Annotated in this window: 11 protein-coding genes and 2 tRNA genes; 3 read left to right on the top strand and 10 right to left on the bottom strand. The window is 64.6% G+C overall.

Annotated elements, in window-relative coordinates; all coding sequences use genetic code 11:
* Positions 1-55 precede the first annotated feature (55 nt).
* Positions 56-640, top strand: a complete 585-nt coding sequence (locus tag BGO47_RS13550) for a DNA helicase (RefSeq protein WP_292712694.1) — start codon at positions 56-58, stop codon at positions 638-640.
* A 62-nt stretch (positions 641-702) separates the two neighbouring features.
* Here the strand turns inward: BGO47_RS13550 and BGO47_RS13545 are convergent, their stop codons facing one another.
* Positions 703-1140 carry an NUDIX hydrolase gene (locus BGO47_RS13545; protein ID WP_292712692.1) on the bottom strand — a complete coding sequence of 146 codons (438 nt, stop codon included), beginning with the start codon at positions 1138-1140 and terminating at the stop codon, positions 703-705.
* 4 nt (positions 1141-1144) lie between these two features.
* Complete coding sequence (locus tag BGO47_RS13540; RefSeq protein WP_292712690.1) at positions 1145-2500, bottom strand: NtaA/DmoA family FMN-dependent monooxygenase; 1356 nt, start codon at positions 2498-2500, stop codon at positions 1145-1147.
* 243 nt (positions 2501-2743) lie between these two features.
* Here BGO47_RS13540 and BGO47_RS13535 point away from each other — a divergent pair, with 243 nt between their 5' ends.
* On the top strand, positions 2744-4120 hold the full coding sequence (locus BGO47_RS13535) for an SIR2 family protein (protein ID WP_292712688.1): 1377 nt from the start codon (positions 2744-2746) through the stop codon (positions 4118-4120).
* Between the two features lie 402 nt (positions 4121-4522).
* On the opposite strand, the gene BGO47_RS13530 is transcribed toward BGO47_RS13535, so the two are convergent.
* Together BGO47_RS13530 and BGO47_RS13525 are read right to left on the bottom strand one after the other, a co-directional pair.
* Positions 4523-4595 (bottom strand) — tRNA-Ala (locus BGO47_RS13530).
* Between the two features lie 10 nt (positions 4596-4605).
* Positions 4606-4679, bottom strand: a tRNA-Ile gene (locus tag BGO47_RS13525).
* A 145-nt stretch (positions 4680-4824) separates the two neighbouring features.
* Between BGO47_RS13525 and BGO47_RS13520 the strand changes: the two genes are divergently transcribed.
* Positions 4825-5538, top strand: a complete 714-nt coding sequence (locus BGO47_RS13520; RefSeq protein WP_292712687.1) for a VIT family protein — start codon at positions 4825-4827, stop codon at positions 5536-5538.
* A gap of 40 nt (positions 5539-5578) precedes the next feature.
* On the opposite strand, the gene BGO47_RS13515 is transcribed toward BGO47_RS13520, so the two are convergent.
* The 6 genes from BGO47_RS13515 to dnaN all read right to left on the bottom strand — a co-directional run bounded on the left by BGO47_RS13515 (position 5579) and on the right by dnaN (position 13605).
* The gene (locus BGO47_RS13515) at positions 5579-5980 is read right to left on the bottom strand and encodes a DUF3566 domain-containing protein (RefSeq protein WP_292712685.1); all 402 of its coding nucleotides are present in this window, start codon (positions 5978-5980) and stop codon (positions 5579-5581) included.
* Entirely contained in the window at positions 5977-8544 is a 2568-nt protein-coding gene (gyrA, locus tag BGO47_RS13510) for a DNA gyrase subunit A (RefSeq protein WP_292712683.1), read from the bottom strand. Before gyrA ends, BGO47_RS13515 begins: the two co-directional genes overlap by 4 nt.
* Positions 8545-8582: 38 nt before the next feature.
* Entirely contained in the window at positions 8583-10622 is a 2040-nt protein-coding gene (gyrB, locus tag BGO47_RS13505) for a DNA topoisomerase (ATP-hydrolyzing) subunit B (protein ID WP_292712682.1), read from the bottom strand.
* A gap of 121 nt (positions 10623-10743) precedes the next feature.
* The gene (locus BGO47_RS13500; protein ID WP_292712680.1) at positions 10744-11241 is read right to left on the bottom strand and encodes a DciA family protein; all 498 of its coding nucleotides are present in this window, start codon (positions 11239-11241) and stop codon (positions 10744-10746) included.
* Entirely contained in the window at positions 11238-12407 is a 1170-nt protein-coding gene (gene recF / locus BGO47_RS13495; RefSeq protein WP_292712678.1) for a DNA replication/repair protein RecF, read from the bottom strand. The genes BGO47_RS13500 and recF overlap by 4 nt, the downstream gene beginning before the upstream one ends.
* Before the next feature lie 46 nt (positions 12408-12453).
* Positions 12454-13605 carry a DNA polymerase III subunit beta gene (gene dnaN / locus BGO47_RS13490; protein WP_292712676.1) on the bottom strand — a complete coding sequence of 384 codons (1152 nt, stop codon included), beginning with the start codon at positions 13603-13605 and terminating at the stop codon, positions 12454-12456.
* Positions 13606-13616: the final 11 nt, after the last annotated feature.

Here is a 13616-nt window from a genome sequence, read left to right as displayed (position 1 = left end):
CTGCGGCTCACATGGCAAGATGGGAAGACCACGTCGACACGACAGGGAGGGCCCCGTGAGCCTCAGCCGCAAGCGCAAGAAGGAACTCCGCAAGCTCCAGAAGCACGCGAACGACATTTGGGAGTCGCAGCAGGTGCTGGTCGGCGAAGCCGCTGACATCGCCCGGGAAGCCGGTCGGCAGCTGGGCAACTACGGCCGAGAGCAGGTCGTTCCTCAGGTCCAAGAGGCCTACGGTCGCTACGCGCAGCCGTATGTGCAGCGCGGACTCGCCTCCTCCAAGTCGTTCCTGACCAACCGCGCCATCCCCGCGACGGGAGCCGTCGTCGGTTCCGCGCTCTCGGCCTGGGATGCCGCGAACGAGACGCGAGCGAAGCTCGCCGCGGGCCGTGGACTGTCGGCGCCCGACGCCAAGAAGTACGCGAAGCTCGCCGACAAGTACGGCAAGGATGTCTCGAAGAAGCTGTCCAAGAGGCTCTCGGCACTCGAGCCCCAGAAGCAGGGGATCGGCGCCGGTGGCGTCTTTGCCATCATCCTCGGTGTGATCGCCGCAGCCGGTGTGCTCTACGCCGCGTGGCAGACGCTGCGAGCCGACGACGAGTTGTGGGTTGCCGACGACCCGCTGCGCGCTCCCGACGCCTGATCCAGATCAGCTTCACTGCGGCGCTCGGCTTCCGGGCGCCGCAGTCGTTTGTGAGGATGCGCTCAGCGCGTGAAGGAGCCGAGTCCCGCCATCCGCAGGCCGATGTTCACGAGACTGACCCGCTTGAGCCTGCGCACCTGCGTCAACGGAAACCAATCCGCCCGATCTGTTGTGCCGTCGGTCTCGTTGCGCAGCTCGCCGCCGGTGACGTGGGCGCGGTACACGATGCGCAGTGCCTGCAGCGGCAGGTCGGATCCGGGCACAAGGCGCCGGTGAGCGGGAATCACCCGTGAATGGATGCCGAGAAGTTCGTCGAGTGCCACACGGTAGCCGGTCTCTTCCTGAACTTCGCGCCGGGCCGCGGCATCCGGGCTCTCGCCCGGCTCGAGGCCACCGCCCGGAAGTGTCCATCCGGATGCGCCGCCCTCATTCCAGTGCGCGAGCAGCATGCGCCTGTCATCGTCGATGACGATCGAGTACGCCGCGACCCGCAGATCCATGTGTTCACGATACGGGAGCTGCCGGCGGCAGCCCCTGCATGCGCGACCGGAAGGTCGCATCCGATCGGCGCGGCGCAAGCCGCCCTCGCTCACGCAGGATCGGCAGGACGAGGTCACCGAAAGCGGCGACATCCCTCGTCCCGAAGACCGGCTCGATGAGGAATCCGTCGAGCCCCGTACTCGCCGCAAGCTCCTCCACACCGTCCGCGACCTCGGTCGGATCTCCGACGAGGCGGAACCCTCGCGTGCCGCGGCCGCGCAACTCGTCGAGGATCTCCCTCACCGTCGGAGCTGGTCGATCGGCGCTGCCGAGGAACCGCTCGATGTTGCTGGTGCCCATCTGTCCGACCGGTCCACCGGCATCGAGCACCTGGTGGAGGGTCTGGTCGGGATCGAGTGTCCGCAGATCGATGCCGGTGTTTCCCGCGTAGAGGGTAGCGACCACGTCGTCGGTCTGCATCCGGTCGAATTCTTCGGCGAGTTCATGCGCGTCAGCGGAGGTCTCGGAGACGATGGCGGTCAGTCCCGCCATCGTCACGAGCGGCGTGGATCGCCCCGCTTCGTTCGCGCGACGGTGCAGGTCGGCAACTGCGGATGCCGTGTGGGCCGGTGTGGTCGCCTGCACGAAGACGCACTCGGCATGCCGAGCGGCGAAGGCCCGTCCGGCCGGAGAGGTTCCCGCCTGGAAGAGCAGCGGCGTGCGCTGGCGGGTGGGCGGGGCGCCGTAGTATCCGCGCGAGCGGTAGTGGTCACCCTCGAACACCACGCGATGGATGCCGGACCGCTGCCCGTACACGCCGGACTCGCGGTCGGCAACAAGCGCGTTATCACTCCAGGCATCCTCCCAGTACCGCCGCGCGAGGGAGACATACTCCTCGGCCATCGCGTACCGGGTGTCGTGCGCGACCATCTCGTCGTGCCCGAAGAGTTCCGCCACCGCGTTCTGGGACGCACCGGTGACGATGTTCCAGCCGATCCGCCCGCACGAGATCGCATCGAGCGTCGAGAAGCGGCGGGCAAGTTGCACAGGGTGGTCGATACCGGTGGTCGCGGTCACGACGAATCCGAGGTCGGATGTCTCGCGCATGAGGACCGGGAGGAGCGTCGCGGGGTCGTAACCCGAAAAGTTGATGCCGTGCGCGACGGCGTCTGCGCTGATGTCATCGCCGACGATCGGGTAGCCGTACCCGTCGGCGAAGAACAGGAAGTCGAACCCGGTGGCATCCATCACCCGCGCCAGGCGAACCCAGCGCTCGGGGTCGGCGAAGTCGATCGAGTCGCTGAGCGGATGCGGCCAGCTGAGGGTCCCGCCCACTTGCGGGCCGTAAACCTCGAAGACCCCAAACCGCAGCGCAGACACGTCAGCTCCCTTCGCCGCGCACACGCGTGCCGCGGTGACGCAACGCTACGCGCCAGCTGTTTCACGCACATGACGCTGCCAAGAGGCAGGAGTGCCTCGGGGGTTCGGCAGATGAGTGCCAATCTCACGGTGAAGGAGTCTCCCCGATCTTCGAGGGCCTCGGCCGTCGGTGCGGTGGTGCCGTATGTCTGGGGCCATCGGTAACGTGAGATCGTGAGTGCACCCGACATCGACCGGAAGGTCATGGAGAGTTTCGCCGCGCTTGCTGGTGACACCCATCTGACTGTCGTGCTTGGGGCGGGCGCGTCAGCACCCTCCGGTCTCCCGACTTGGGACGACTTCGCCACGCGAATCGCGGTTCTGAGCGGACTCGTGACGACCTCCACTGCAGCCGAGGTGCTGCTCAGCAAGCAAGATCCCATGATCGTGCTAGAGGCGGCGCACGCACGCTCTGGATCGAGCTGGGCCGCTCACCTAAATGAGGCGCTGTACGGCCGACCTCCTAGTAGCGCCGACCCCTCGCCGCTTCACCTTGCGGCAGCGGGTCACTTTGCTGCAATGCCGGGGGCAACCACGCTCGCCACCCTGAATTTCGACGATCTCTTGGAGTCGGCGGCGCTAACTAGCGGCGCACCTGTAGTAGTCATGGATACTGGGGGTCAAGCAGAGCCCGGCGTGCCAACTATTCACCATCTTCATGGGGCGGTGTTCGGCGGGAACGAGTACTCAGCTGTCGTTGGCTACAACGACTTCGCAGAGCTTGTCGCCGACCCTCACGCATGGCAACGACAGTTCTTGTCCTCGGCTCTCGCACGCGGCCCTCTACTCCTTGCCGGGACGTCCTACCGCGATCCGGACATCCGCCATTGGCTGCATCTCATTGTTCGCGACGAGAAGCCGAGATACCGTGCCCTAGTAACAATTGTGCGCGAGGGACTCGGTCTTGACCGTGAAACGTTCGAAACAATCGAGGATGCGCTCACCTCAGAGTGGGAGTCAATCGGTCTACAGGCACTAACCCTGCACGACCTCGCCGATGTAGCCCTCGTGATCCGAGAACTGAGGCACGCAGGGAGTGATAGCTACCTAACCCCGGCTGAGCGATCACGCCGCACATGGGACGCCCACACTCGGAGATTCGGAACACTTCAACGCGAGTATGTTGAGCAACTCGAAGCAGATGCAGAGATGATCGCGGCAGCGCTCGGCAGTCCCGCGTACCGGGCCACATTTTGGTTGGCCAATGCACGAGGCAAGCTCGCTCGATGGGCATCGGAGGGCACGTATTACGCCGGTGTGCGGCAGCTGAAGCTCGTGCCGACCGGACACGATAGTCCATGGATCGCGGGCGAGGCGATCGGATCCGAAGAGGTCAAGCTCAAGGACGTGGAGCGCGCCGCGGGTGTTAGTCCAACGTGGCGATCAGTATTGGCTATCCCCGTCTTTGCTGGTGACGGAACCCACCCCGACTTCGCAACGGGCGTCCTCACGTTTGGACTAGCTCAAACAACATCGGCGCTGCTTGCGCGCCAAGACGAGTGGATCAATGCTGCCTCCGAGTTGAGCGCAGCGTGGGGAACACGCATCAACGGTGTCGCGTTCTCGACGAAAGATAACTAGCCTGAGGAAAAGAGTAGGAGTCGCCCATGGCCGCCAAGAAGAGCACTGCCGCGCGTAACGCAAAGACGGGTTCCTACACTGTGCACGTGCCGAAAAGCGCCGCGACTGGAAAGTTCGTGTCGGAGTCCAGCGCCACGGGACGCATAGTAGTCCGTGGGTCTGCGAAGAAGGCATCCTAATAAGTCCGTGCGCTGCTTCGGCGCAAAGGGCTCAGCGACCCATTTCACCTCGCGGCAGCGCCCATGTTGTCCAACTAAGTTCGAGGTGCGAACGGATCGTGGCCCAACAACACGGACACTGAGCTTTCCTAGCGGGCGATCTACGACATAGATGCCCGCCGAGGCGGGAATGATTCAGCACAACGCATCAGTCAAAGGATGCGCGCGATCTATCAAAAATGCGTGGAGCCTAGGAGATTCGAACTCCTGACATCCTGCTTGCAAAGCAGGCGCTCTACCAACTGAGCTAAGGCCCCGGGGCTTGCGTGGGGCTACCAGGACTTGAACCTGGGACCTCTTCATTATCAGTGAAGCGCTCTAACCGCCTGAGCTATAGCCCCGTGTGGTGCCGGCACATCGCACCGTCAACCTCCAAGACTTTACCCGAAGCGACGCGGTTTCCACGAATCCGGATGCACGCTGGCCGGAGTTCGCTTAGCCGATCCTTCATTGCGCGCCGTCATGGCGAGTTGTTGACTGAGCGGCGTGACCGATGCAACGCACGCCCACGAACCGCACGCGACCGGCGTCAGCCAGAAACTGAACTGGCTACGTGCGGGCGTTCTCGGTGCCAATGACGGCATCGTCTCCGTCGCCTCGCTCGTCGTCGGTGTCGCGGGCGCTACGACAGATACGCCGGCCCTCTTACTCGCGGGTGTCGCGGGTCTCGTGGGTGGGGCGATCTCGATGGCCCTCGGCGAGTACGTGTCGGTGAGCAGCCAGCGCGACAGCGAGAGGGCGCTGATCGCCAAGGAGCGGCGCGAACTTGCCGAGATGCCCGAGGAAGAACTCGAGGAGTTGACGCAGTTGTACCAGGAGCGGGGTCTCAGCCGGGACACTGCGGTCAAGGTCGCGAAGGAACTCACGGACCACGATGCCCTCGCGGCTCACCTCGAGGTGGAGCTGCATATCGACCAAGACGATCTCGTGAGCCCGTGGCAGGCAGCGTTCTCCTCTGCCGTCGCGTTCACGTTCGGCGCGCTCCTCCCCCTGTTGGCGATCCTGCTTCCGCCGCCGCAGTGGCGGGTTCCTGTCACCGTCGTGGCAGTTCTCATTGCGTTGGCGGTCACCGGTTCGATTTCGGCACGCCTGGGAGGCGCATCGCAGGGACGCGCTGTCCTGCGCCTGGTCATCGGCGGCGCGCTGGCGCTAGCTGCGACCTATGCGATCGGCACGTTCCTCGGAACCACCGTCGTCTAGCGCCGGCCTTCGGCCGACGAGGTCCTGAACGCGCTCCGCGTCAGTTCGAGGTGAATCCGACGAGCAAGCCGCCGGTTACCTTCACCGCGAGGTTGTAGATGCCGGCAACCACGGCGCCCATGACGGTGACGACCACGAGGTTCAGGATCGCGACGATCGCCGAGAACGCCAGCACCTGCGGGAGAGACAAAACTGCCGACAGCGAGAACGTGCCGTCGGTGAAGCTACCGATGAACGCGTCAGCCTGGCTGATCAGACCCGTCGTCTGCAGGATGAGGAAGATCAGCACGAAGAAGACGACGGTTGCGATGGCGATCGCCACGGCAGCCAAGAACGACAGCTTCACGGCCGACCAGAAGTCAAGGTAGACCAAGCGCAGGCGCACCTGCTTCGTCGTGGTCTTGCTGGATTTCTTGGCGAGTTTGTCGGCTACCGTCGTCATGCGTCGGGACTTCCTTCAACGATCTGGGGGGAGGCGGCGTCATCCGACGCATCCGTGGCCGCGGCATCTTCTGCCACAACCCGCTCTCCGTTACGCGCGACCGCGATGATGCGATCCTCGTCATCGGGGCGGGCGAAGACGACACCCATGGTGTCGCGACCCTTGGCGGGGACCTCGGCCACGGCAGAGCGTACCACCTTGCCGCTGGCAAGAACCACCAAGACCTCGTCGTCCTCCGAGACGATCAAACCGCCCGCGAGGACCCCGCGATCCTCGGTCAACTTCGCGACTTTGATGCCGAGGCCCCCTCGGCCCTGCTCGCGATACTGGGCGACATCCGTGCGTTTCGCGTAGCCGCCCTCAGTCACGACGAACACGTATCCCTCGTCACGAACCACGGATGCCGACAGCAGGCAATCGTCGCCGCGGAACGACATTCCCTTGACTCCCTCGGTAGCCCGACCCATCGGGCGAAGCGCAGAATCCGTGGCCGTGAACCGCAGCGACATGCCCTCGCGGCTGATCAACAGAATGTCGTCACCCTCGTCCACGAGCATCGCGGAGGTCAGTTCGTCTCCGGCATCGTCACCGTCGCCGCCGCGCAGCTTGATGGCGATCACGCCGCCCTGGCGGTTGGTGTCGTACTCAGTCAGGCGCGTCTTCTTCACCAGTCCGCTGCGGGTGGCAAGCACGAGGTAAGGCGCTGCCTGGTAGTCACGGATGTCGAGGATCTGGGCGATCTCTTCCTCGGGCTGGAGCGCGAGGAAGTTCGCGACGTGCTGACCCTTCGCGTCGCGGCCGGCCTCGGGAAGCTCATACGCCTTCGCGCGGTAAACGCGGCCCTTGTTCGTGAAGAACAACAGCCAGTGGTGGGTCGTCGTCACGAAGAAGTGCTCGACCACGTCGTCAGCCCGCAACTGCGCGCCCCTGACGCCTTTGCCGCCGCGGTGCTGTGACCGGTAGTTGTCGCTGCGCGTGCGCTTGATGTACCCGGCGCGGGTGACGGTGATGACCATCTCCTCTTCGGGGATGAGGTCTTCGACCGACATGTCGCCGTCGTAGCCGGGCAGGATTTCGGTACGTCGGTCGTCACCGAAACGGTCGACGATCGCTGTGAGTTCCTCGCGGATGATGGAGCGCTGGCGCGCCGGGTCGGCGAGGATCGCCTGGAAGTCCAGGATCTGAGCCTCGAGCTCGGTGGCTTCGTCGATGATCTTCTGTCGTTCGAGGGCGGCGAGGCGGCGCAGCTGCATCTGCAGGATCGCATCGGCTTGCACGTCGTCGATCTCGAGCAGGTCCTTCAGGCCCTCGCGCGCGTCCTCGACGGTCGCCGAGCGACGGATGAGGGCGATGACCTCGTCGAGCGCGTCGAGCGCCTTGAGGTACCCGCGCAGGATGTGCATCCGCTCTTCGGCCTTGCGCAGGCGGTATCGAGTGCGCCGAACGATGACCTCGACCTGGTGTTCGATCCAGTAGCTGATGAATCCGTCGAGCGGCAGCGTGCGCGGCACACCGTCGACGATCGCCAGCATGTTCGCGCCGAAGTTCTCTTGCAGCTGCGTGTGCTTGTACAGGTTGTTCAGTACGACCTTCGCGACGGCGTCGCGCTTGAGGACGATGACCAGGCGCTGGCCGGTGCGACCCGAGGTCTCGTCACGGATGTCGGCGATGCCGGTGATGCGGCCCTCGCGGGCGAGATCGCCGATCTTCACGGCGACGTTGTCGGGGTTGACCTGGTAGGGCAGTTCGGTGATCACCAGGCACGTGCGGCCCTGGATCTCTTCGACATTGACCACCGCGCGCATCGTGATGGATCCGCGGCCGGTGCGGTAGGCATCCTTGATTCCCTTGGTTCCCAGGATCTGCGCGGCAGTGGGGAAGTCGGGACCCGGGATGCGCTCCATGAGAGCGTCGAGGAGTTCCTCGCGGGTGGCCTCGGGGTGCTCGAGCGCCCAGAGGGCGCCAGCGGAAACCTCGCGGAGGTTGTGCGGCGGGATGTTCGTTGCCATGCCGACCGCGATACCCACGGAACCGTTGACCAACAGGTTCGGGAAGCGGGCAGGCAGAACGATCGGTTCCTGCGTCTGTCCGTCGTAGTTGGGCTGGAAGTCGACGGTCTCTTCTTCGATATCCCTGACCATCTCCAGCGCAAGGGGCGCCATCTTGGTCTCGGTATATCGAGGCGCGGCCGCGCCCTGGTTTCCCGGGGTCCCGAAGTTCCCCTGGCCGAGCGCGAGTGGGTATCGCAGCGCCCAGGGCTGCACGAGCCGGACGAGGGTGTCATAGATCGCCGAGTCACCGTGCGGGTGGTACTGACCCATGACCTCGCCGACGACACGCGAGCACTTCGAGAACGACTTGTCGGGGCGGTATCCGCCGTCGTACATGCCATAGATCACACGGCGGTGCACGGGCTTGAGGCCATCGCGCACGTCGGGAAGGGCGCGACCGACGATGACGCTCATCGCGTAGTCGAGGTAGGACCGCTGCATCTCCAGCTGCAGGTCGACCTGGTCGATTCGACCGTGGTTGTGCTCCGGCTCGGGACGTTGTTCGTCTGCCATGTCTGTCTCTACTTCGTCGTTTCGATGTGCTCGCGTACTCAGATGTCCAGGAAGCGGACGTCTTTCGCGTTTCGCTGAATGAACCCGCGGCGCGACTCCACGTCCTCACCCATGAGAATCGAGAAGATCTCATCGGCGGCGGCGGCGTCATCGATCGTGACCTGACGCAGCGTCCGGGTCTGGGGATCCATCGTGGTCTCCCACAGCTCCTCGGCGTTCATCTCACCGAGACCCTTGTAGCGCTGGATCGCGTTGTCCTTCGGGATGCGCTTGCCCGCTGCGGCTCCCTCGGTCAGAAGCGCGTCACGCTCGCGGTCCGAGTACACGTACTCGTGGGCAGAGTTCGACCACTTGATCCGGTACAGCGGGGGCTGGGCGAGGTAGACGTAGCCGGCTTCGATGAGACCGCGCATGTAGCGAAACAGCAGGGTCAGCAGCAGCGTCGTGATGTGCTGACCATCGACGTCGGCATCCGTCATCAGCACGATCTTGTGGTACCGCGCCTTCGCAATGTCGAAGTCCTCACCGATGCCCGTCCCGAAGGCCGAGATCATCGCTTGCACTTCCTTGTTGCCCAGGGCGCGGTCCAGGCGTGCCCGCTCGACGTTGAGGATCTTTCCACGAAGGGCAAGGATCGCCTGCGTGTGAGGATCGCGACCACCGACAGCCGAACCACCGGCCGAGTCGCCCTCCACGAGGAAGATTTCGCTGATCGACGGGTCCTTCGAGACGCAGTCCTTGAGCTTGTCGGGCATCGCCGCCGACTCGAAGACGCTCTTGCGTCGTGCTGTCTCGCGCGCCTTGCGCGCAGCAAGCCGCGCGGTCGCGGCATCGATCGCTTTGCGGATGACGTTCTTGGCCTGCGCGGGATTGCGATCCAGCCAATCCGTCAGCTGGTCACCGACCACCTTCTGCACGAAGGCTTTGGCCTCGGTGTTGCCGAGCTTCGTCTTGGTCTGGCCCTCGAACTGCGGCTCGGAGAGCTTGACGGAGATGACGGCAGTCAATCCTTCTCGGATGTCTTCACCGGTGAGGTTGTCGTCTTTCTCCTTGAGCATGCCCTGAGCCCGCGCGTACCGGTTCACGAGCGTCGTCAACGCCGCCCGGAAGCCTTCTTCGTGGGTTCCACCCTCGTGGGTGTTGATCGTGTTGGCGAAGGTGAACACGTTCTCGGTGTAGCTCGTGGTCCACTGCATCGCCAGCTCGAGTGAGATGTGACGCTCGGTGTCTTCGGACTCGACCTCGATGATCTCGTCGTTGACGACCTCTGTCTTGCGCACCTTGTTGAGGTACTCGACGTAGTCGACGAGTCCGCGCTCATAGAGGAAGTCATCGTGGGGCTGGGTAGCAGCAGTACCGCTGGACTGGTCGTCGACGACGTAGGCGGACTCCGGGCGCTCGTCTCGAAGCGTGATACGCAGCCCCTTGTTGAGGAAGGCCATCTGCTGGAAACGGGTGCGAAGGGTGTCGTAGTCGAAGTGGACGGTGTCGAAGATCCCGGCATCCGGCCAGAAGGTGATCGTCGTTCCGGTCTCGTCGCTTGGCTCGGCCTTCTCCAGCGGCGCGAGCGGAGTTCCCCCGTCACGGAAGGACTGCCGCCAGACGAATCCCTGGCGCTTGACCTCCACCTCGAGGCGTGTCGAGAGGGCATTCACCACCGAGGATCCGACACCGTGCAGACCACCCGAGACCGCGTATCCGCCGCCACCGAACTTCCCGCCGGCGTGAAGCACCGTCAGCACGACCTCGACGGTCGATTTTCCCTCGGTTCGGTGCATATCGACGGGAATTCCGCGGCCATTGTCGACAACGCGCACCGCGCCGTCTTCAAGGATGGTGACCGTGATCGTGTCGCAGTAGCCGGCGAGGGCTTCGTCGACCGAGTTGTCGACGATCTCGTAGACGAGATGGTGAAGGCCGCGTTCGCCGGTCGAACCGATGTACATGCCGGGGCGCTTACGGACCGCCTCCAGTCCCTCGAGGACCTGGATCGCGTCAGCTCCGTACTCGTTCTGGACCTTGCCGGCGTTTGCGAGCTGCGGATCTTCGGGAACGCTTTCAGGGACTTCTGAGGGCATGGTGAGAGGCGCTCCACATCGACGATAGGACTGTGGGCCAGTCTATCAAGTCCAGACTCTGTTCGAGCGCTCTACGGTCCTGTGGCGCGATGAAATTCGTCGCGACGTCCCGGGAGGTGGTTCAGCCGTAGGTATCGCGCGGACCGCGGCCTGGAACGGCTCTCGGCCCCCATTTCCAGGAGGGGACGTCCGGCCCGATGAAGCGGACGCTCTCGACCCCGGCGTCCGGGAACCGACGAATGATCTCGGTGAGGATCTGTGAGCGCATGTTCTGCAACTGCCGAGCCCACGCCGTCGAATCAGCCTGGACGGTGAGGATGCCGTCGACAAAGCCCACCGGACGGGTATGGCGCGCCGTCTCAGCCCCGGCCACCTCGTTCCAGGTGAGAACCACATCTTCCCGGGCAAGCTGTGCGTCCCATCCCGCTTCCCGCGTGAGGTCGGTGAGGACGTCGCCGACACCCTTGGGATCGCGGCCTGGAGTGAACGGCTCGTTCTCGTCATCCGTTCGACGCCGGCGTCGCCGCGCAACGCGGGCCGTCGGGGCAAGCCCGCGCAGGCGCAGGTACGTCGCGATCGTTTCGGGTACCGAGGATGCCTGATCCGCGTCCACGGTCATGACACTTCTCGATCAACCGGACCGCTACCACTCAGGGTGCCCGCCTCGACACGGACGGTGCCGACGCGAAGCTCAGCAGGAACATCCTGCTCAACTGCGGCAGTCACGATCACCTGTTCGAACTCGCCCACGATGTCGGCCAGCCGCACCCGGCGGCCCGCGTCGAGTTCGGCAAAGACATCATCAAGGATGACGATCGGGTCACCGAGCTGCGACTCGGCTCGGAGCAGATGAGCCGACGCGATGCGCAGCGCCAGAGCCAGAGACCAGGATTCGCCATGCGAGGCGTACCCGCGCGCCGGCAGACCGCGAAGCGAGAGCACAAGGTCGTCGCGGTGCGGACCCACGAGGTTGACCCCGCGTTCCAGCTCTGCGCTGCGCTTCTCACGCAGCGCCGCGCGGAACCGCTCGAACAGGTCGCCGGATTCGGTGACATCAACACTGCGCTCATCGTCATCAGGGTCGGCGCCGTCCACGGAAAGCACCCACCGCGCGTCCGGAGCGTGATCGGCCCCGGCGATTGACGCGTAGGCATCAGCGATCGGTCCCGCGAGATCCCTCACGAGTGCTTCGCGCGCCCGGATGATCTCCACCCCGAGAGCCACGAGTTTGTCATCCCATACGTCCAGGGTTGGCAGGGCATCCGAGTCCAGGCGCCTGGCGCGCGCCGATTTCAGCAGCGCCCCGCGCTGCTTGAGAACGCGATCGTAGTCGGCGAGCGTGGCCGACAGTCTCGGGTATCGCTGCACGAGAAGCTGGTCCGCGAAGCGGCGCCGGGCACCCGGATCACCGCGGACGATCTGCAGGTCTTCCGGCGCGAACAATACGACATGCGCATAGCGACCGAGTTCGCCCGTACGGATGCCGGTTCCATTCACCTGTGCGCGGTTCGATCCCTGGCGGTTGATCTGGACATCGACGTTCAACCGACGCTCCCCGTGCGCAAGGGTTGCCCGAACGATGGCGAAGTCGGAACCGTCTCGCACCAGTGGTGCGTCTGAGGAGACCCGGTGTGAGCCGGCCGTGGCGAGATACGCGACGGCCTCAGCGAGGTTCGTCTTGCCCTGCCCGTTGCTTCCGACCAGAACGGTCGGTCCGCTGGAGAGCTGGAGATCGGCGCGCGCGTAGTTGCGAAAGTCGGTGAGACTCAGCCGCTCGACGATCATCGGTACAGGCTATCCGCCACGACTGACGCCTGACCCGCGCCAGAACTCAGCGCAGCAGCAGGTTCGGCTGCAACAGGTACTTGAAGGAATCCTCGCCCGACCGGTCGACCGAGGTCTGCGCCGTGATGAGCACGGGGCTGAGCTTGTTGGCGTTGTCGCTGGAGGTGAAGGTGACCCGTGCGAACTCGCTGCGAACTGCACCGAGCGCCTCGAGCAGATACTGGGGGTTCAGGCCCAGCGTCACATCCTCCCCGCTCAGCGTCGCATCGACGGACTCAGTTGCCCGGGCCTGTTCGGTGCCCGCGGCATCCATCGACACGCCCTCTGCAGTGAAGGTGAATCGCAGCGGTGCGGACCGATCCAGAACCAGCGAAACGCGCCGGACGGCTTCGGCGAATTCGGAGGTGCTCACGACAGCGTGGTGTTCGGTCTGCTCGGGGAAGAGCCGTCGCACCGGGGGGAAGTTGCCCTTGATCAGCAGCGACGTGACCGTCTTGTTACCCGCGGTGAACGCAATGATCTCGCGGTCACCGCTGCCCGAGAACGCAATGGAGATCTGTCCCGAGTGCGCGAAGGTCTTGCCGACTTCGGTCAGTGTTCGCGCCGGGACCAGCGCGGTTGCGCCCTCCTGGGATGCGCCGCTTGCCGGATCCCAAGGGATCTCACGCAGGGCGACCCGGTAACGGTCGGTGGCAACGAGGCTCAGGCGGTTACCCGAGACTTCGAGCTGAACACCGGTGAGAACCGGCGTGACATCGTCGCGTGATGCGGCGAAGGCGACCTGGGCGATTGCGGTTGCGAAGTCTTCGGCGGGGACGAGACCCGACTCGCCGGTGACTTCGGGAATCGCGGGGTACTCAGCAACCGGCATGGATGCCAGGGTGAAGGTCGCCGACCCACAGGTGAGCAGGATGCCGCCGTCATCGTCGACGCGCACAGTGACCGGGGCGTTCGGCAACCGGTTCGCGATCTCGGACAGCAGTCGTCCGTGGACGAGGATCGTGCCCGGGTCATCGACAGTCGCCTCGATGAGGGTTCGCGCCGACGCCTCGTAGTCGAAGGCCGACAGGGAGAGGCCGTCTGCGCTGGCCTCGATCAGGATTCCCGCAAGGATCGGCTGCGGGTTGCGTTGTGGCAGGAGCTTGACGACGAACGACACAGCCTCGCTGAACACATCGCGGTTGACTTCGAACCTCACGCGCGCTCCCT

This window comes from Microbacterium sp. 67-17, assembly GCF_001898325.1.
Classification (GTDB): Bacteria; Actinomycetota; Actinomycetes; order Actinomycetales; family Microbacteriaceae; genus Microbacterium; species Microbacterium schleiferi.
The sequence above is the reverse complement of the archived record's forward strand: the minus strand, read 5'-3'. Positions and strand labels throughout refer to the sequence as shown.

Coding starts and splice junctions, on each gene's coding strand:
- BGO47_RS13545 (WP_292712692.1), bottom strand. CDS start 1,140: ATGGATCTGCGGGTCGCGGCGTACTCGATCGTCATCGACGATGACAGG.
- BGO47_RS13535 (WP_292712688.1), top strand. CDS start 2,744: ATGGAGAGTTTCGCCGCGCTTGCTGGTGACACCCATCTGACTGTCGTG.
- BGO47_RS13515 (WP_292712685.1), bottom strand. CDS start 5,980: ATGACGACGGTAGCCGACAAACTCGCCAAGAAATCCAGCAAGACCACG.
- gyrA (WP_292712683.1), bottom strand. CDS start 8,544: ATGGCAGACGAACAACGTCCCGAGCCGGAGCACAACCACGGTCGAATC.
- gyrB (WP_292712682.1), bottom strand. CDS start 10,622: ATGCCCTCAGAAGTCCCTGAAAGCGTTCCCGAAGATCCGCAGCTCGCA.
- BGO47_RS13500 (WP_292712680.1), bottom strand. CDS start 11,241: ATGACCGTGGACGCGGATCAGGCATCCTCGGTACCCGAAACGATCGCG.
- recF (WP_292712678.1), bottom strand. CDS start 12,407: ATGATCGTCGAGCGGCTGAGTCTCACCGACTTTCGCAACTACGCGCGC.